This window comes from Flavobacterium cupriresistens (assembly GCF_020911925.1).
Classification (GTDB): domain Bacteria; phylum Bacteroidota; class Bacteroidia; order Flavobacteriales; family Flavobacteriaceae; genus Flavobacterium; species Flavobacterium cupriresistens.
The window spans coordinates 632091-649808 of record NZ_CP087134.1 but is presented as its reverse complement, the minus strand read 5'-3'; the positions used below and the strand labels follow the sequence as shown (position 1 = coordinate 649808).

Genomic DNA, 17718 nt, shown 5'->3' with positions numbered 1-17718 from the left:
ATTAGATTTATTGGGGTGAAGTTTTTCACGCAGATTTAGCAGATTTTTTTATTGCTGCTTTTGTGAAAATCTGCAAAATCTGCGTGATATTTTGTTTTGATATTTCCTGTCTTATTGATATTCTTGACGAGAAATTTTTGCCACTGATTAAAGGATTAAAATGATTCAATCTTTTCTACTGCTCACAAAGTAATTAGTGAAAATTAGTGTAATTCGTGGCAAAAAAACTATCTAACTGTTTTTATACTAAGTTAGTAGCTCTTTGTCAAAGTTCTGTGGTGAAAACAAAGAAAAGCCCTTGTAAAAAAATACAAGGGCTTTTAGTTTTCGTGGAGAATACCGGATTCGAACCGGTCACCTCTTGCCTGCCAGGCAAGCACTCTAGCCAAATGAGCTAATCCCCCAATTCGTTAGCAAATAAAGGCAATTAATTTTCAAAAAACAAATTTCAAATCACATCAGATGAAAATATTTTTCAAAACCGTAACTTTACGATCAAATTTATTTTTATGAGCTCAGATAACCAAAGCGGATCTTTACAAACCACTATTAAAAATGCAATTGCAACTGTACAATTTGGTCATCCGGCCAGTAATTCTTTTCCAAAAACATTATTAAAACGACTTACGGCTGAGATTCATTCGTTAAGTAGTAATGAAACTATTTCAATAATTGTTTTACAAAGCGAAGGAAGCAAGGTTTTTTGCTCAGGCGCTTCATTTGATGAACTTCTGGCGGTTGAAAATGAAGAACAGGGTAGGGAGTTTTTTTCTGGTTTTGCCCATTTGTTAAATGCCATGCGCAGCTGTTCGAAAATTATTATAGGACGTGTTCAGGGAAAGGCTGTTGGTGGTGGCGTTGGTATTATTGCCGCTTGCGATTATGCTTTTGGAACTCCTGAAAGTGCTGTAAAATTATCAGAACTCGCTATTGGAATCGGCCCATTTGTAATTGAACCTGCTGTATCGCGTAAAATCGGTAAAATGGCTATGGCAGAAATGACACTTGCGGCGCATGAGTGGAAAACAGCGGACTGGGCGCTTCAGAATGGATTGTTTTCTAAAGTTTGTCATGCAGATGAACTTGATGCTGCTGTTGCAAGTTTTGCTCAAAAACTGAGTGCTTATAATCCGGAAGCTCTGTCTGAAATGAAAAAAATTATTTGGGAAGGAACAGAAAATTGGGAATCATTACTTTTTGAACGCGCTGCCATTACCGGAAAGTTAGTTTTGTCTGACTTTACTAAAAATGCTTTGATGCAGTTTAAAAAACAATAGTGATGAATATCCTTTTATTCTTTCAGAAAATTGATGTTGCTGAGAAAATGAAAACCGCTCCGGATAGCAATTATCAAATTGGAGTTGTGATCGGATCGTTTATTCCTTTCGTGATTTTAATCGGAATTGCCTATTTTATGTATAACAGAGCCAAAAAAAGAGATGAAAACGGTTATTAATTTGTAAATTTGCAACCTAAAATTCAAATCGATGAGTAATATCAGAATTACAAAACAATTTAGTTTCGAAACCGGTCACGCTTTATACGGTTACGACGGAAAATGTAAAAACGTTCACGGACACAGTTATAAATTATCGGTAACGGTTATTGGCTCGCCAATTACGGATCGATCCAATGTGAAATACGGAATGGTTATCGATTTTTCGGATCTGAAGAAAATTGTAAAAGAAGAAATCGTCGATCAGTTTGATCATGCGACTGTTTTTAACGAAACGACACCACATGTTGAACTGGCAAATGAATTAAAAAACCGTGGACATCACGTTATTTTAGTTGATTATCAGCCAACAAGCGAGAATATGGTGGTTGATTTTGCCGAGCGAATCATTGCACGTTTGCCTGCCGAAATTTCACTTTTCTCACTAAAATTGCAGGAAACGGAATCTTCGTTTGCGGAGTGGTATGCTAGTGACAACTTAAAGTAAATTCCAAACTCCAAATTCCAAATTCCAAAAATGTTTGGGTTTTAAAATTCAATTTCAAACGTATTTTAATTAAATGATTTCAAATAAAAAAGTATATTTTGCTTCTGATCAGCATTTTGGAGCTCCGACTGCAGAGTTGAGTTTTCCTCGTGAACAAAAATTTGTGGCTTGGTTAGAGCAGGTGAAGCACGATGCTGAAGCTATTTTTTTGTTGGGAGATCTGTTTGATTTTTGGTTTGAATACAAAACGGTTGTCCCAAAAGGATTTGTACGCGTTTTGGGAAAACTGGCTGAAATTCGCGATAGTGGAATCCCAATCTATTTTTTTGTCGGAAATCACGATTTGTGGATGGAAGATTATTTTCAAACCGAATTGAATATACCGGTTTATCACGATAATAAAGAGTTTACTTTTAACGGTAAAACCTTTTTAATAGGTCATGGTGATGGTAAAGGACCCGGTGATATGGGGTACAAACGAATGAAAAAAGTGTTTACGAATCCTTTTTCTAAGTGGCTTTTCCGCTGGTTGCATCCTGATATCGGTGTTCGATTGGCACAATACCTGTCAGTCAAAAATAAATTGATTTCGGGTGCTGAGGATGTGAAATTTCTGGGCGAAGAAAACGAATGGCTTGTATTATATGCTAAGCGTAAACTAGAAACCAAACACTACAACTATTTTGTTTTTGGTCATCGTCATTTGCCAATGATCATGCCGGTCGGTGAAAATTCCGATTATGTAAATCTAGGCGATTGGATTGGCTATTTTACCTATGGTGTTTTTGATGGAAATAATTTCGAACTGCTGAAATTCGAGAAGTAAACACGGAGATTTTTAGACTATTTCTTAGTTTAAACCTACGCCATATACATACTCTTCCAATTCAATTTTGAATAAGGAACCTTCAACCAAATCTTTAATCGATTTCAATTCTGTCATAGAAACAGCCAGGTCTATTTGAGAACAAGGTGTTTTTAGTAGAAATTTATGACAGGAATATTTTAATTCACAAGCTTCGCAACAAGCATTTTCGGTCATGCTATCTTCAATCAAATCACAAAATTGATTCAATTCTTCAACTGTAAAATAAAAACCGGTTTCTTTAAAAACAAGTTGAACTTTCTCTGATATAACTTGTTTTCCATTCTTCCAGTAAAAGGATATTCCAAAATTGTTATGGTATATTTGCGCAATTTCTCTCATCGTAAATCTTTTATTTCAACAAATATAAATATTATTTATATTAATTCTAAATAAAAAAATCATAAAATAAGATAAATTTTAATTGCGCTAAGGTGTGTCAATTTTAGAATAAGGTCCAATAGTTGTAAGGAAGTAAAAAACTTTTAAATTTTTTTGGGGCAAAGGCGCATAGGAGCAAAGCGATAAAGGTTAAAAAAAAACTTTGCGACTTTGCGACTTTGCGAGATTTTCTGGAGATTTCTATCTTTTAACCTCGCGACTATTCTTGTTTGTTGCTTACCAGCAATGTAGTGACTTTACTTAATCCATTTTTGGATACTGGATAAAAAGGCCTCTTGCTGATCTGTATATAAATAATGGGAGCAGTTTCCAATCAGAGTAAAATGATCTTCTCTTACTAAATTCTCAATCCAATTGATCTGATCTGAAGAAAAAATACCATCATCCTGACCATAAACAGCGTAGATTGGGATGCCCTGAGCTTTTATTTTTTCTAGTACAGGTTTGTTGTTGATGTTGTTGCGCTTTTCATTAGTATAAAAAAGAATCGGGGCGTTTTTATTTCTAATGTTTGTTTTATAAAAAGGACCAGTTTCATAATCGCTGTATAGCTTTTTTGATGCCTCGGTCGGATTGGGCATTTTAAAGTAGTCGTTTTCACTGGCCAGATCAAAACAAGCCTTTCGGTATGCGGCGGAGTTTTTATTTAGGTTTTCTGTGAGAGTGATCTTTTGTAATTGTGTAGTATTGCCTTTTTCTAAAGCAGTCTTTTTTACAGATTTCAGAATATGGTCGTAGGTTTCCTGTTGTGAGATCAGAGCTCCTGCAAGTACAAGCGAATTTACTTTTTTGGGAAATTTCTCGGTATAAAGTGTGGCAACCAACCCTCCAAAACTATGCGCGATAAGTGTAGCTTTCTTCAGATGATATTTTTTGTAAATTCCATTTAAGTCCTGAAAAGCTTCATCATAAGTAAAATTAGCGGTCGAATCTACAGATCTTCCTTCGCCTCTGCGATCGTAAACAATAACATAAAAGCCATTGTCAGCCAGTTTTTGGGCTGTTGTACTTTCAAATAAAGTTGAATTCCCGCTCGGGCCTCCGTGAATGAAAATTAAAGCTTTCTTCGTTTTATCACCGTATGTTTTGATGTACAGATTTTGGCCTTTTACAAAACAGCAGGATAATAAAAAGAAGAAAGTCAGTAACAATTGTTTCATTTATTCCATATTTTGATGATCTTCCATGTCTTTCTGAAGATCTAAATTTCTAAAAGATGGTGATTTTATTCCGGTTGCTAAAACGGTTATAAGCGTCATACTTCCACCAAAAACGACTGAAGTTACCGTTCCCATTAATTTTGCTGTTAAACCGCTTTCAAAAGCGCCTAATTCATTCGATGAACCAACGAACATCGAGTTTACTGCAGCAACGCGTCCGCGCATGTGATCGGGAGTTTTAAGTTGCAAAATCGTTTGGCGAATTACGACCGAAATTCCGTCTGCAACGCCACTTAAGAACAAGGCAACCACAGACAACCAGAAAATGGTTGAAACACCAAATAATATAATACACAAACCGAAAGCAAAAATGGCAACCAAAAGTTTCATTCCTGCTCTTTTATACAAAGGCACATAAGCGGAGACTAACATCGTAATAAAAGCACCAATAGCAGGTGCCGCTCTTAGAACGCCAAATCCTTCCGGACCGACTTTCAGGATGTCCTGTGCAAAAACAGGTAATAAAGCAACGGCTCCTCCAAAAAGAACCGCGACCATATCCAGTGTAAGTACGCCCAGTATTGTTTTGTTATTGAATACAAATTTGAGACCTTCCTTTAAACTTTCCATAACCGGTTCACCGATTTTTGGATTCAAAATGGGTTTTTTACTGATTTGCGACAGGGCTATTAAAGCAAAGAGCGAAAAGGCAAAAACAGAACACATAGACCAATGAACTCCGATGAAATTAATAGAAAATCCAGCAACGGCAGGCCCCATAACGGCGCCAATTTGCCAAACCGAACTACTCCAGGTTGCAGCATTTGGATATACTTTTTTAGGTACAATCAGCGACAACAGAGAAAAAATAGTGGGTCCGAGAAAAGCGCGAACTAGTCCGCCTAAAAAGACCAAAAAGTAAATCGAGTATAAAATAACAGTAGAGGACCATCCGTCAACTATTTTTGGCCAGGTCAATAAAAACAAGCCAAAGCTAATCACCGAAAAGCCTAGAATGCATTTTACCAATAATCCTTTTTTCTCTCTTTGGTCGACAATGTGTCCCGCAAACAAAGCCATCGAAACGGCTGGGATAACTTCCATTAATCCAATAATACCTAGAGAAAGCGGGTTTTTGGTTAAGCTGTAAACTTCCCATTCGATTACAATAAATTGCATGGACCAGGCAAAAACCATGGCGAAACGCAGGAGTAAAAACACATTAAATTCTCTATATCGAAGTGCCTGATAGGGGTCGGCTTTTTTGGGTTTATCTTTCATTTGTTCTAATGTCTTTTAACATAAGTTGAGTAGAAATAGTGTTGTTCCATTCGTTTTCGGCTATGCAGTACGCAAGCTGAAACGTATTTTGATTTTTTGTGATGTCTATTTTTTTTCCAAGTCCAAATCCAATGGCGGCAATTCCATCTGAACCATTTTGTTTGACAAAAAGCCTTAAATGTTCTTCGTCGGCACCCAATGTTTTGGCATAACCGGTATCTTTTATATCAGCGGTCATAAAAACGGGCGTCATGTTTTGTGGTCCAAAAGGCTCAAACTGTTTTAAAATTCGGATCAGTTTTGGAGTTAAATCTGTGAAATTGATTTGAGCATCAATTTCGATTTCCGGAGTTCGCATTTCCGGTAAAATGGTTTTTTCGATCTGTTTTTCAAAAGCCGCTTTAAAGGGTTTGTAGTTTTCTGCTTTCAGTGTCATTCCGGCAGCATACATATGACCTCCAAATTGCTCGAGATGTTCTGAGCAGGCATCCAGTGCATTATACACATCAAAACCTTTTACCGATCGGGCAGAAGCAGCATATTTATCGCCACTTTTCGTGAAAACCAAGGTCGGACGGTAATAGGTTTCAATTAATCTTGAAGCTACAATTCCGATTACACCTTTGTGCCAGTCTTCCTGAAATACAACGGTAGAAAAGCGGTCTTGTTCGTTATTTTCTAGAATCTGTTGAAAAGCTTCTTTGGTGATTTTTTTGTCCAGATCCTTGCGATCTGCATTGTATTGCTCAATTTCTGAGGCAAATTGTTGTGCTTGTTCAAAATTAAATTCGGTCAATAGCTCTACCGCGTGATTTCCGTGTTTGATTCTTCCCGCAGCATTTATTCGGGGTGAAATGATAAAAACAACGTCAGAGATATCTAAAACTTGCTTTTTTATCTGATGAACCAAAGCTTTAATTCCAGGTCTTGGAGCACTATTGATTACTTGCAATCCGAAATAAGCGAGAACTCTGTTTTCTCCTGTAATCGGAACAATATCTGCGGCAATTGCGGTGGCTACTAAATCGAGATAAGGAACTAAATCGGCGATAGTTTCATTTCTGTTTTTCCCTAAGGCTTGAATTAATTTAAAGCCTACTCCGCAACCACATAATTCGTCATACGGATAGAAACAATCTTCTCTTTTTGGGTCTAAGATGGCTACAGCGTCTGGCAGAAATTCTCCGGGTCTGTGGTGATCGCAAATAATAAAGTCAATGTTTCGTTCTTTTGCGTAGGCAATGTGGTCAATTGATTTGATTCCGCAGTCAAGAGCGATAATTAGTGAAAATCCGTTGTCATCGGCAAAGTCAATTCCTTTAAAAGAAATGCCGTAACCTTCGTCGTAACGATCCGGAATATAAGTGGCAACATTCGGATAATGAGATTTTAAATACGAAGAAACCAATGAAACGGCCGTTGTTCCGTCAACATCATAATCTCCAAAAACCAGTATGTTTTCCTGGTTGTTGATTGCCGCTTCTATGCGGACAACCGCTTTGTCCATGTCCTTCATGAGGAATGGATCGTGCAGATGCTCTAACGAAGGACGAAAGAAATTTTTAGCCTCTTCAAAAGTTTCAATACCACGCTGAATCAAAAGTGTTGCCACAAAATCTTCTACATTTAAGGCTTGCGCCAAATGGTTGATTTTATCTTGAGAAGGTTTAGGTTTTAAAGTCCAACGCATTTTTAATTGTAGATTTTAGATTTCAGATTTTAGATTGTGGACTTTAGAAATCGTTTAATCAAAATCTTTAAAAAGAGTGCTTTTATTTTGTCAGATCGAGGGGTTTCGACTTCGCTCAACCTGACAGCGTAAAATTTACATTATTTTGTTTCTAAAGCTGTTCCTTCAAATTGAATTCCGTTCCAACCATTAGTAATAAAGTTTCTTATGTTTTGATGGTTTGTTCCGTTTGGATCGCCCAACACTTCATCAAAATAATATGCTCCAAAACAGGCTAAAGTTTGCTCTTGTGTTAAGTTCTGCAATTTAGCAAAAGCAAAAACTTTACAGGAACCCGAATTTTCTCCGGCAGCATTGTGTTGATTTCCGTTTTGAAAAGCAGTTGGGGTGAAGTTATAATTTTCTTCTACAGTTGCAATGGTTTCAGTAAAAGCGATTGCAGTTGGAGTCTGGTTTAATTTTTCTAAAAAGGCTTGTACGCTCATGTTGTGTGTGTTATTTTTTTGCCACGAATTTTACTAATTTCTCGAATTAAAATTGGAGTATAAACACAAAGGTTCGTGTTAATCTGTGAAATTTGTGTTGAACTAGTATTTCGTACTCTTGTTTTTATTTTTTTGCCACAGATTTAAAAGATTTACAAAGGATTATAATCTGTGTTAATTGGTGAAATTCGTGTTGAATTTGTATTGTGTAATCTTGATTTTATTTTTTCGCCACAGATTTAAAAGATTTACAAAGAATTTTTTAATCTGTGTTAATCTGTGAAATTCGTGTTGAACTAATATTGTGTACTTTTATTCTTCTTCTTCGTCCTTAGAATATTTACTCTTCTTAGCTTCTTTCTCAATTGTTTTTCCAGCCACAACAACGACAATTTCACCACGTGGTGCTGTTTTTTCAAAATGAGTTAGTACTTCTTTTGCTGTACCGCGAACATTTTCTTCGTGCATTTTGGATAATTCCCTGCAAACGCAAACTTGTCGGTCGTCGCCAAAATAAGTCACAAATTCTACTAATGTTTTCAGTAGTTTGTGTGGGGAAACATACAAAATCATGGTTCGGGTTTCTTCGGCTAAAGCCAAAAATCGGGTTTGGCGGCCTTTTTTCTCCGGAAGGAAGCCTTCAAAAATAAAACGGTCGTTTGGCAAGCCGCTGTTTACTAATGCGGGAACAAAGGCAGTTGCGCCGGGTAGACATTCCACTTCAATTTTATTCTCAACACAAGCACGTGTCAATAAAAATCCCGGATCTGAAATAGCAGGAGTTCCTGCGTCCGAAATTAGCGCAATTGTTTCACCCGCTTTCAAACGAGCGATTAAGTTTTCTGTTGTTTTGTGCTCATTGTGCATATGATGGCTGTGCATGTGCGTGCCGATTTCAAAATGCTTTAGGAGTTTACCACTCGTTCGGGTGTCTTCGGCCAAAATCAAATCGACTTCTTTCAGAATCCGGATGGCGCGGAAGGTCATGTCTTCGAGATTGCCGATTGGCGTTGGAACGATATATAATTTAGACATAATTAAGCTTGTTATTTAAAACGCGAATTTCACAGATTGATGCAAATCATTGTCTTTCGAAATGGCATCAAGTATTGAAATTCGTGAAAATGGGTGAGATTTGTGTTTAAGAGAATTTCTTCTCTACAATTTCAAGAAAACGTTGTGCGTAATCGTCTTTTCCTTCCCAATTGTTGTAATCCGGTTTTACCATATTTTCAATAAATTCGGCTGCTTCGCCATAAGAATCGAAAGTTAATAGCTGATTTAAAACACGGCTGTAATCTTCGGTGCTGTTTCCGAAAAGATTTTTAGTAAAGGCAATTCGATCGTTCAAATCAACATGAAAACCTTTTGCCAGTTTTTCGTTTAAGGAAGTTGCTTTTGTTTCTGTTTTCTCTATAACGACAGTCTCAACGGTTTTATTTTCTTTAAGTTCCGGAATTGATGAGGTAGGCGTTACGGCTTCAAAACTATCTACTTTTACAAATTCAGCATCCGCATAATTAACGCCAAAATCTTCAAACAAAAATTGAATTGGATTTTGTTTTGTTTCTGTTTCTTCCTTTGGCTTCTCTTCCGGTTCCTCTGTAAGTTCAAAAGCAGGTTTGAAATCCGGAATCGGGTTTAAATCACTTTTGGTTGTAAAAGAAAGTGTTTCTTTTATCTCTGTTTCTGCTGTTTCTTCGGAAATGGATGTATCAAAGGCAAGCGTTTCAATCTTTTCTTCTGAAATTGTTTCTGTTACAGGTTCTTCGTCTTCGATAGTTGCGGTTATCGGTTCAACAATTGTTTCAATTATCGGTTCTTCGATTTCTTCTGCTACAATTTCTTCTGCTACAATTTCTTCTGTAGCGGTTTCTTCAATAGTTTCAGCAATTGGTTCTTTGATTTCCTCTTCCGGGATTTCAATTACAGGCTCTTCCTCTTTTTCTTCATTAACTTCCGGATCAGGAATTACTTCTGCTGCGGTTTCTGAAGTTTCTTCAGCGGCAACCGGAGTTATTTCTTCTGTTTGAATCGCTACAGGAGCTAAATCTTCTTTTTCGAAAATGGTTTCTACATGAGATTCTACTTCACTGCGTCCGATTGTTGGTTTCAAAGTGTCGAAGTTTTCGTCTACAAACTTCAGAACCGCTAGTTTTTCATATAATTTCTGTGTTTCAAGATATAACTGATTGATATCGGATTTGCTTTTAAGCTTTAGAATTCGATGTGCAATGCTGATTAAATCGGCTTCCAATTTTTTTTTCATAACGGTTGAAATTATAGTGAATACGGTACTTTAGTGTGTTTTTAATTGGCCTGAATGGCTTTGATTGCCGAAGGAAAATCGCTTAATCTTACTTTTATTTCTGTTAATAAGCGTTTGCGAATCTTCGATTTGATAAAAATTATCTATTTTTGAAAAATGTAAAAAAAGCATTTTTTTACGTCAAATTATTACCAGTACAAAGTAATAAAAACTATTCATTTTAAAAGGTAGAAAAATACAAAATGTTTCTCGAAAATACAGTAAATCACAAAGAACAATTTGGTTGGATTGAAGTTATTTGTGGATCAATGTTTTCGGGTAAAACCGAGGAGTTAATTCGCAGATTAAAACGCGCCCAATTTGCCAAACAAAGAGTCGAAATTTTTAAACCCGCTATAGATACCCGTTATCATGACGAAATGGTGGTGTCACACGATGCCAATCAAATTCGTTCAACACCGGTACCGGCAGCTGCTAATATTTCAATTTTAGCACAAGGTTGCGATGTCATTGGTATTGATGAAGCCCAATTTTTTGATGACGAAATTGTTACGGTTTGTAATGATTTGGCCAATCAGGGAATTCGGGTGATTGTTGCCGGATTGGATATGGATTTTAAAGGAAACCCTTTCGGACCCATGCCGGCACTTATGGCAACCGCTGAATATGTTACTAAAGTGCACGCCGTTTGTACCAGAACGGGAAACTTAGCCAACTATAGTTTCAGAAAAACAGATAATGACAAGCTGGTTATGCTTGGTGAAACAGAAGAATATGAGCCGCTTAGTCGTGCTGCCTATTACAATGCCATGAAAAAGAATCAGGAGAAATAGCTTTATTTTTGATTTTCTAAATAACATTAAAACCAAAATAAACAATGCAAAAAAAGGAAAGTAAAGAAAGACAGAATATTCGGTTGATGATTACGGTTGGAATTGCATTGGTTTTGGTGTTTGTGATTCAGTTTTATTTTTATAAAAGTACGGATGAAGTAGATACTGAAATAAAGGAATTAGTTGAGAAATACAATACAAATTGCCCCTTAACCATACAAGAGGGAATTCGTTTAGATAGCGTGAGTTTGCCGGAAGGAAATGAGAAAGTCGCACAGTATAACTTGACTTTGGTAAACATAGAAAAAGAAAAGACCGATCTCGATGTAGTTCATAAAGAGATTGAAAAAAGTCTGCTGAGCACGGCTAAAGCAAATCCGGGTCTTAGAGTTTTTGCCAATAATGACTTTACATTAGTGTACAGTTACAAGGACAAAAAGAAGGTGTTTTTGTTTAAAGTGACTATACTACCGGATCAGTATAAATAATTTTCGAAGTTTAAAATAAAAAACAAACCCGACAGGTTTTTGAAACCTGTCGGGTTTTATATATACATTAATATTATTTGTCGAAAAAAATTATATTTTCTTCCTCATCCTAGCCACCGGAATATCAAGTTGTTCGCGGTATTTGGCAATTGTTCTTCTGGCGATAGGATATCCTTTTTCTTTTAGAATATCGGCAAGTTGATCGTCCGGAAGTGGTTTTTTCTTGTCTTCTTCTTCAATGGTGTTCTGAAGGATTTTTTTAATTTCCAGTGTTGAAACATCTTCGCCCTGATCATTTTTCATGGCTTCAGAGAAAAACTCTTTAATCAGTTTTGTTCCGTAAGGTGTTTCTACATATTTGCTGTTAGCAACACGTGAAATCGTCGAAATATCCAAACCAACCATATCCGCAATGTCTTTTAAGATCATTGGTTTTAACTTGGTTTCGTCTCCGTCTAAGAAATATTCTTCCTGATAATGCATAATGGCATTCATCGTCACAAAAAGCGTTTCCTGACGTTGTCTGATCGCGTCAATAAACCATTTGGCCGAATCCAGTTTCTGCTTGATAAACTGAACCGCATCTTTCTGTGCAGTCGATTTATCACGAGAATCTTTATACGTCTGCATCATTTCCTGATAATCTTTAGAAACGTGCAGGGAAGGGGCATTTCTGCCATTTAAAGTCAATTCAAGCTCACCGTCAACAATTCTGATGGCGAAATCAGGAACTACATTTTCGGTTACTTTATTGTTTCCGGTGTAAGATCCTCCGGGTTTCGGATTTAGTCTTTCGATTTCGTGAATGGCTTTTTTAAGCTGTTCGTTCGAAACACCGTATTTTTGAATTAATTTATCGTAATGTTTTTTGGTAAAAGCATCAAACTGATTTTCGATAATATCAATCGCTAAGTCAACATATTCAGTAGGTGTTTTATGTTTTAACTGCAACAATAAACATTCCTGTAAATCGCGCGCACCAACTCCTGATGGCTCTAGTTCGTGAATGATATGGAGCATTTTTTCAACCATAGCTTCATCCGTATAAATCGCCTGAGTAAAAGCCATGTCGTCAACAATATCCGGCACACTTCTGCGGATGTAACCCATATCGTCGATACTTCCCACTAAGAACTCAGCGATTTCGCGCTCTTCGTCATTCAAAATAAAAGTATTCAACTGATTGATTAAATCCTGATGAAAACTAATCGGAGAAGCAAAAGGCGTTTCGCGTTCTTCTTCGTCTCCGTAATTATTAACCTGCGTTTTGTAATCCGGGGTATCGTCGTCGCTTAAATATTCGTCTATATTAATGTCGTCTGCTTCAATTCGGTCTGATTCTGCATCATCGTAATCGTCGTATTCTTCATTAGAGAATTCATCAGGTTCGTATTCGTCTTCTTTTCCAGCTTCTAAAGCCGGGTTTTCGTTCATTTCTTCTAATAAACGTTGCTCAAATGCTTGCGTAGGCAATTGAATTAACTTCATCAGCTGGATTTGCTGTGGAGATAATTTTTGGGATAATTTTAAATTTAAAAATTGCTTTAGCATAACAAGGCACTAATTTTTTAGCCACTAAGACGCAAAGGCGCAAAGTTTTTTTGTTTTTTATATTTGCCTTAAAGGCTTTAATACTCTTTTTTTGTATGTATAAATCGTCTTATGCCACTTTTAATTAAAGGAACATTGAAGTTGATTAAAAAGCCTAAATCTTTATCAAGTATTTTTAAGTGACTTATAATTTGTGCTTCCCAAACCGGATTTACTTGCTCAACTGCTTTTATTTCTATGATTATAGAATCTTCGATTAACAAATCGAGACGTAATCCTTCATCGAATACGATTCCGTCATAAATAATCGGAATATGAATCTGGCGCTTAACAGTAAGACCGGTCTTGCTGATTTCATGAGCCAGACAAACTTCATAAACTCTTTCTAATAATCCAGGTCCAAGTTGTTTGTGGACTTTAAATGCAGCATTTACAATAACTCTTCCTATTTCTTCTGTTCTTTCTGTGAGCATTTTTTTTGTTTTTGTCACGAAAGCACGAAGACACAAGGCTAATTTGCTCTGATGAGGTTTAAGTCGTCAGTGAAAAAAGAATAAAAGATACCCTGTGAATTTATGTCTTCGTGGTATTTTTATTTTTTGTGTTCAAGCAAAATTTAAAAGAAAAAAACTTTGCGTCTTCGCGCCTTAGCGGCAATAACTTATCTCTTAAAACTCAGCACTTCCAGGAGTTCTAGGAAAAGGAATTACGTCGCGGATGTTTGACATACCTGTAACAAACAATACCAAACGCTCAAATCCTAAACCGAATCCTGAGTGTGTTGCCGAACCAAATCTTCTGGTATCTAAATACCATGATAATTCTTCTTCGTCGATTTCTAAGGCTTTCATTTTTTCAATTAAAACGTCGTAACGCTCTTCTCTTTCAGAACCACCAACGATTTCTCCAATTCCTGGGAAAAGGATATCCATGGCACGAACTGTTTTTCCGTCCTCATTCAAACGCATGTAAAATGCCTTAATGTTTGCCGGGTAATCAAATAAAATTACCGGACATTTAAAGTGTTTTTCAACCAAATAACGTTCGTGCTCTGACTGTAAATCAGCTCCCCATTCGTTAATGATATAGTTGAATTTTTTCTTTTTATTCGGAGTAGAATCTCTTAAAATATCAATTGCTTCAGTATAAGAAACACGTTTAAAGTTGTTTTCTAATACAAAGTTTAACTTTTCTAACAAAGCCATTTCGCTTCTGTCGGCCTGTGGTTTTGATTTTTCTTCTTCTAATAATCTTCCTTCCAGGAATTTTAAATCATCACCACAATTGTCCAAAGCATATTTTATTACATATTGAATAAAATCTTCAGCCAAGTCCATGTTGTCATCCAGATTGTTGAAAGCCACTTCTGGCTCAATCATCCAAAATTCTGCCAGGTGGCGAGAAGTATTTGAATTTTCAGCTCTGAAAGTTGGTCCAAAAGTATAGATCTGACCCAATGCCATAGCAAAAGTTTCTCCCTCTAACTGTCCTGAAACCGTTAAGTTGGTTTCTTTTCCGAAGAAATCTTCTTTATAATTTACTTTTCCGTCTTCTGTTCTTGGTGTATTGTCAAATGGCAAAGCCGTAACTTTAAACATTTCTCCTGCACCCTCAGCATCAGAACCGGTTATAATTGGCGTGTTTACATACACAAAACCTCTTTGTTGAAAATAGCTGTGAACTGCAAACGACAATACCGAACGCACACGCATAATCGCGCCAAAAGCATTCGTACGTACACGTAAATGCGCATTCTCACGTAAGAATTCTAAAGAGTGTTTCTTGGATTGTATTGGAAATTTTTCCGCATCAGAATCTCCTAAAATTTCAATTTTAGAAACCTGAATTTCGTATTTCTGACCTGCACCTTTGCTTTCAACCAAAGTTCCAGTTACAGAAACGGCAGCTCCCGTGGTGATTCTTTTCAGAGTCTCTTCCGGTGTATTTTCAAAATCAACAACACATTGTATATTATTAATGGTAGAACCGTCATTAAGAGCGATGAACTGATTATTTCTAAAAGTTCTCACCCATCCTTTTGCATTAACCTCCTGAAGCGTCGTAGTACTGTTTAATAAGTCTTTAACTTTTGTGTGTTTCATTTTTAATAAAATTGATATTAAATAATATTGTTGTTCAATAACTGCAAATATAATTGATTTGTTTGTAATTGTCCTAGCGAGAAGTAATTCAATAGCGTTAGAAAAAGTAGATCAGATTATTTTTAAATGGATTTGCTATTATTCGTCTTGAAAATAAAGAGTTAGTAATTGTGATTACCGCTTTAAAAACAAAACAGTATCGATCGAAAAGATTCTATCCATAACGATTAATACTGTTCCGGATTAATGTTGTTTAAGGAGTTTGGAAGAGAGCAAAAAGAGACGCGATCATTAATAATAGGATTAAAGCCGCGAAAATTATAGTGATTACTAGTATTGTTTTGAGGAATACGGCAACTATTGGGTTTCTGGGTCTTTCTGAAGCTAGTTTTCCATCATAGCCATTAACATACAACTGATTTTTCTTGCCTTTGTAATCATAAGAAATGATATAAACAGGGAATATAATAAGCTTGAATTTTATGTTAAGATATTGCGTCTGAATAATATCTGCATGGAACATCTTATTGACGGCATCTGAAGTAATTTTTGTTTTAACGGCTTGATCAACCATTTTTTTTGCCTCATGGAATCCTTTTTTTAGATCTATACTGTATTTTTCAACAGTATAATCATTTAAGTATTCGTCATTTGTATCGGTTAGTTTTTGTATGTCCCAAGGCTTTATTTGGTTTAACAGATACTGACTGATATTTGCTGAAGCAGAGACTAACACATCATCATAGAAAAGGGTAGTTACACTTGAAAATGAACGATTAAAGGCATTTTTTAGAATAGAGTCGGTATGAGTATTCATATCAAAAGTCCAATAGGGGGTATATACGGCCTCTATTGTTAGTGAAGATGATTGTGTGTTTTTTGTGTACCAAACGTCTTTTATCCAGTTGAGACCAATTTGAATTGCTTTTTCTTTGTCGACTTTAAAAGGTAGCAAGTAAGAAGGTTTTATTACAAGATCCATTTTTGCGTCTCCATCCGTAAAAGGGTTGCTGCAGTACGGACAGCTGGATGATCTTGAGTTTACATTTACTGTAGAAACTGCACCACAGCTTTTACAGTGCATTGTTTTTTCATTGACTAAGTTTTCTGCTTCCAGTTTCTCCAGATATTCCTCGAAATTGGCTTCTTCGATAATAATTTCTTGCTGCGGAATGCTATTTACAGTTTTGCAATATTCGCAGGTTAAATTTTCTTCTCCGGGTTTGTATTTTAATCCAGCTCCACAGTTAGAGCAGTTGAAAGCTTTTAGTGTTTCGTCTTTTATTTCAGCGTTTCTCATTTTAAAAGATTAGTTTTTAGGCAATGGAGGAGGAATTTTTGAAAATATGTTTTGCAGTTCAGGCACAGTTGAGGCTTTTTGCCATCCTTCCATTCCTTGATTCCATACCAAGGTATCTTCTAAAAGCTGTTTGTTTTCGATTAGAGATGAAATCTGACTTTCGTTAAATGGACCAGATTGAACATTGTTAATTGCAGCAAAATAAGTCTTCCCTTCAACGGGTAAAGGTGGAGGCGTTTGATTCGGTGTAAAGGAAGTTTGGTTTGCTGTCGCTGTTTGAGACGATTCGTCGAAAGACTGCATCATTTGTTTTGCCATATGCAATCCAGTTCCGATGCTAAAAGCGGTTCCTGCAATTCCGGAAGGGTTTTCTACGGCTTTTTCAATAGATTGAGCTGTTTTGTATTGTGTGAATTTCTGCATGTCTATCTTATTGAGACGGCTTAATTCAAAAATCTCTTTTTTAATATCCTCAGGCATTGAGGTGTTTTCGAGTAAAAATCTACTGAGTTCTATCCCATAATCCGCAAAATCATCTTTCATGAAGTTAAAAATCGTAGTCGAAAGTTCCGTAGTGTTGCCTACATACGATTCTATCGGTAATTTTGCTTCACCAATTGCATCAGTAAAACGCGAAACAATTATACTTTTTAATTGCTCTGCAATTTCTTGGGTGGTAAATTGTCCGTCGGTACCCACAATTTCCTGAATGAATTTTTGAGAATCAACAACTTTAAAAGCATAGGTTCCAAATGCTCTGACTTCCAGCATTCCAAAACGATCGTCATTTAAAATTAACGCATTTTTTGTTCCCCATTTCTGATCGATAAAGTTGCGAGTGTTAATAAAATAAACTTCTGCTTTAAAGGGACTGTTAAAATCGTATTTCCAGCCTTTTAAAGTAGATAAAATAGGTAAATTTTGAGTATTTAGATTATAAGTTCCTGCGCTAAAAATGTCTGCAATTTTGCCTTCATTCATGAAAACAGCCTGCTGACCTTCTCTAACAATAAGTTTACTGTTGTTTTTTATTTCATTCTGAAATCTTTCAAATCTATAAACAATAGTATTGTTGGTATTGTCTACGAATTCAATGATGTCAAGGAATTCATTCCTTAATCTATCAAATATCCCCATTTTTAATTTAGTTAAATTTTAAATTCAAATGTAAGAATAATTTGTTTTCTTGTTTGAACAAAAAGGATCTTTTATTGTTTTAATATTTATTTTTAGATTGTTTTTCGCGCGTAAAAATCAGAACGAAATTTAGTTAAGTGAATAAATGGTTAATAAGAAAATACGAAGTGTAGTTGGGGGTTCATCAAAAAAAAACACACATTCATGAATTT

Annotated in this window: 18 protein-coding genes and 1 tRNA gene; 6 read left to right on the top strand and 13 right to left on the bottom strand. The window is 36.0% G+C overall.

Going from position 1 to position 17718, the window contains the following annotated elements; translation table 11 throughout:
- Positions 1 to 330 precede the first annotated feature (330 nt).
- A tRNA-Ala gene (locus tag LNP23_RS03085) sits at positions 331 to 404 on the bottom strand.
- Positions 405 to 509: 105 nt separating this feature from the next.
- On the opposite strand from LNP23_RS03085, the gene LNP23_RS03080 reads away from it, so the two are divergent.
- The 4 genes from LNP23_RS03080 (at position 510) to LNP23_RS03065 (ending at position 2769) form a co-directional block, all read left to right on the top strand.
- On the top strand, positions 510 to 1277 hold the full coding sequence (locus LNP23_RS03080; RefSeq protein WP_230003679.1) for an enoyl-CoA hydratase/isomerase family protein: 768 nt from the start codon (positions 510 to 512) through the stop codon (positions 1275 to 1277).
- A 2-nt stretch (positions 1278 to 1279) separates the two neighbouring features.
- Complete coding sequence (locus tag LNP23_RS03075; protein WP_230003678.1) at positions 1280 to 1456, top strand: hypothetical protein; 177 nt, start codon at positions 1280 to 1282, stop codon at positions 1454 to 1456.
- Positions 1457 to 1487: 31 nt separating this feature from the next.
- A complete protein-coding gene (locus LNP23_RS03070; protein ID WP_047778933.1) occupies positions 1488 to 1943 on the top strand; it encodes a 6-pyruvoyl trahydropterin synthase family protein in 456 nt (151 codons plus the stop codon).
- A 73-nt stretch (positions 1944 to 2016) separates the two neighbouring features.
- Entirely contained in the window at positions 2017 to 2769 is a 753-nt protein-coding gene (locus LNP23_RS03065; RefSeq protein ID WP_230003676.1) for a UDP-2,3-diacylglucosamine diphosphatase, read from the top strand.
- Between the two features lie 24 nt (positions 2770 to 2793).
- On the opposite strand, the gene LNP23_RS03060 is transcribed toward LNP23_RS03065, so the two are convergent.
- The 7 genes from LNP23_RS03060 to LNP23_RS03030 all read right to left on the bottom strand — a co-directional run bounded on the left by LNP23_RS03060 (position 2794) and on the right by LNP23_RS03030 (position 10095).
- Positions 2794 to 3150, bottom strand: a complete 357-nt coding sequence (locus LNP23_RS03060) for a hypothetical protein (protein ID WP_047778931.1) — start codon at positions 3148 to 3150, stop codon at positions 2794 to 2796.
- A gap of 296 nt (positions 3151 to 3446) precedes the next feature.
- A complete protein-coding gene (locus LNP23_RS03055; RefSeq protein WP_230003674.1) occupies positions 3447 to 4370 on the bottom strand; it encodes an alpha/beta fold hydrolase in 924 nt (307 codons plus the stop codon).
- On the bottom strand, positions 4371 to 5651 hold the full coding sequence (locus LNP23_RS03050; RefSeq protein WP_230003672.1) for an MFS transporter: 1281 nt from the start codon (positions 5649 to 5651) through the stop codon (positions 4371 to 4373).
- Positions 5641 to 7341 carry a single-stranded-DNA-specific exonuclease RecJ gene (recJ, locus tag LNP23_RS03045; protein WP_230003670.1) on the bottom strand — a complete coding sequence of 567 codons (1701 nt, stop codon included), beginning with the start codon at positions 7339 to 7341 and terminating at the stop codon, positions 5641 to 5643. The genes LNP23_RS03050 and recJ overlap by 11 nt, the downstream gene beginning before the upstream one ends.
- Positions 7342 to 7481: 140 nt before the next feature.
- Positions 7482 to 7826, bottom strand: a complete 345-nt coding sequence (locus LNP23_RS03040) for a HopJ type III effector protein (RefSeq protein WP_230003668.1) — start codon at positions 7824 to 7826, stop codon at positions 7482 to 7484.
- A gap of 312 nt (positions 7827 to 8138) precedes the next feature.
- Positions 8139 to 8861: a 16S rRNA (cytidine(1402)-2'-O)-methyltransferase gene (gene rsmI, locus LNP23_RS03035; protein WP_230003666.1), complete on the bottom strand. Its 723-nt coding sequence runs from the start codon at positions 8859 to 8861 to the stop codon at positions 8139 to 8141.
- Between the two features lie 106 nt (positions 8862 to 8967).
- Positions 8968 to 10095, bottom strand: coding sequence for a hypothetical protein (locus LNP23_RS03030; protein ID WP_230003664.1), 1128 nt, complete (start codon positions 10093 to 10095; stop codon positions 8968 to 8970).
- Between the two features lie 242 nt (positions 10096 to 10337).
- Between LNP23_RS03030 and LNP23_RS03025 the strand changes: the two genes are divergently transcribed.
- Positions 10338 to 10928, top strand: coding sequence for a thymidine kinase (locus LNP23_RS03025; RefSeq protein WP_047778925.1), 591 nt, complete (start codon positions 10338 to 10340; stop codon positions 10926 to 10928).
- 44 nt (positions 10929 to 10972) lie between these two features.
- A complete protein-coding gene (locus LNP23_RS03020) occupies positions 10973 to 11416 on the top strand; it encodes a hypothetical protein (RefSeq protein ID WP_230003662.1) in 444 nt (147 codons plus the stop codon).
- 90 nt (positions 11417 to 11506) lie between these two features.
- Here the strand turns inward: LNP23_RS03020 and rpoN are convergent, their stop codons facing one another.
- From rpoN to LNP23_RS02995, 5 genes are all read right to left on the bottom strand, one after another.
- On the bottom strand, positions 11507 to 12967 hold the full coding sequence (gene rpoN, locus LNP23_RS03015) for an RNA polymerase factor sigma-54 (protein WP_230003660.1): 1461 nt from the start codon (positions 12965 to 12967) through the stop codon (positions 11507 to 11509).
- 77 nt (positions 12968 to 13044) lie between these two features.
- On the bottom strand, positions 13045 to 13440 hold the full coding sequence (locus LNP23_RS03010; protein ID WP_230003659.1) for a GxxExxY protein: 396 nt from the start codon (positions 13438 to 13440) through the stop codon (positions 13045 to 13047).
- 195 nt (positions 13441 to 13635) lie between these two features.
- Positions 13636 to 15069, bottom strand: coding sequence for an asparagine--tRNA ligase (asnS, locus tag LNP23_RS03005; RefSeq protein ID WP_230003657.1), 1434 nt, complete (start codon positions 15067 to 15069; stop codon positions 13636 to 13638).
- 253 nt (positions 15070 to 15322) lie between these two features.
- On the bottom strand, positions 15323 to 16369 hold the full coding sequence (locus LNP23_RS03000; protein ID WP_230003655.1) for a TFIIB-type zinc ribbon-containing protein: 1047 nt from the start codon (positions 16367 to 16369) through the stop codon (positions 15323 to 15325).
- A gap of 9 nt (positions 16370 to 16378) precedes the next feature.
- On the bottom strand, positions 16379 to 17506 hold the full coding sequence (locus LNP23_RS02995; protein WP_230003653.1) for an SPFH domain-containing protein: 1128 nt from the start codon (positions 17504 to 17506) through the stop codon (positions 16379 to 16381).
- Positions 17507 to 17718: the final 212 nt, after the last annotated feature.

What these genes read in the sequence shown, in the direction of transcription:
- LNP23_RS03080 (WP_230003679.1), top strand. Translation starts at nt 510, where the DNA reads ATGAGCTCAGATAACCAAAGCGGATCTTTACAAACCACTATTAAAAAT.
- LNP23_RS03075 (WP_230003678.1), top strand. Translation starts at nt 1,280, where the DNA reads ATGAATATCCTTTTATTCTTTCAGAAAATTGATGTTGCTGAGAAAATG.
- LNP23_RS03070 (WP_047778933.1), top strand. Translation starts at nt 1,488, where the DNA reads ATGAGTAATATCAGAATTACAAAACAATTTAGTTTCGAAACCGGTCAC.
- LNP23_RS03065 (WP_230003676.1), top strand. Translation starts at nt 2,017, where the DNA reads ATGATTTCAAATAAAAAAGTATATTTTGCTTCTGATCAGCATTTTGGA.
- LNP23_RS03060 (WP_047778931.1), bottom strand. Translation starts at nt 3,150, where the DNA reads ATGAGAGAAATTGCGCAAATATACCATAACAATTTTGGAATATCCTTT.
- LNP23_RS03055 (WP_230003674.1), bottom strand. Translation starts at nt 4,370, where the DNA reads ATGAAACAATTGTTACTGACTTTCTTCTTTTTATTATCCTGCTGTTTT.
- LNP23_RS03050 (WP_230003672.1), bottom strand. Translation starts at nt 5,651, where the DNA reads ATGAAAGATAAACCCAAAAAAGCCGACCCCTATCAGGCACTTCGATAT.
- recJ (WP_230003670.1), bottom strand. Translation starts at nt 7,341, where the DNA reads ATGCGTTGGACTTTAAAACCTAAACCTTCTCAAGATAAAATCAACCAT.
- LNP23_RS03040 (WP_230003668.1), bottom strand. Translation starts at nt 7,826, where the DNA reads ATGAGCGTACAAGCCTTTTTAGAAAAATTAAACCAGACTCCAACTGCA.
- rsmI (WP_230003666.1), bottom strand. Translation starts at nt 8,861, where the DNA reads ATGTCTAAATTATATATCGTTCCAACGCCAATCGGCAATCTCGAAGAC.
- LNP23_RS03030 (WP_230003664.1), bottom strand. Translation starts at nt 10,095, where the DNA reads ATGAAAAAAAAATTGGAAGCCGATTTAATCAGCATTGCACATCGAATT.
- LNP23_RS03025 (WP_047778925.1), top strand. Translation starts at nt 10,338, where the DNA reads ATGTTTCTCGAAAATACAGTAAATCACAAAGAACAATTTGGTTGGATT.
- LNP23_RS03020 (WP_230003662.1), top strand. Translation starts at nt 10,973, where the DNA reads ATGCAAAAAAAGGAAAGTAAAGAAAGACAGAATATTCGGTTGATGATT.
- rpoN (WP_230003660.1), bottom strand. Translation starts at nt 12,967, where the DNA reads ATGCTAAAGCAATTTTTAAATTTAAAATTATCCCAAAAATTATCTCCA.
- LNP23_RS03010 (WP_230003659.1), bottom strand. Translation starts at nt 13,440, where the DNA reads ATGCTCACAGAAAGAACAGAAGAAATAGGAAGAGTTATTGTAAATGCT.
- asnS (WP_230003657.1), bottom strand. Translation starts at nt 15,069, where the DNA reads ATGAAACACACAAAAGTTAAAGACTTATTAAACAGTACTACGACGCTT.
- LNP23_RS03000 (WP_230003655.1), bottom strand. Translation starts at nt 16,369, where the DNA reads ATGAGAAACGCTGAAATAAAAGACGAAACACTAAAAGCTTTCAACTGC.
- LNP23_RS02995 (WP_230003653.1), bottom strand. Translation starts at nt 17,506, where the DNA reads ATGGGGATATTTGATAGATTAAGGAATGAATTCCTTGACATCATTGAA.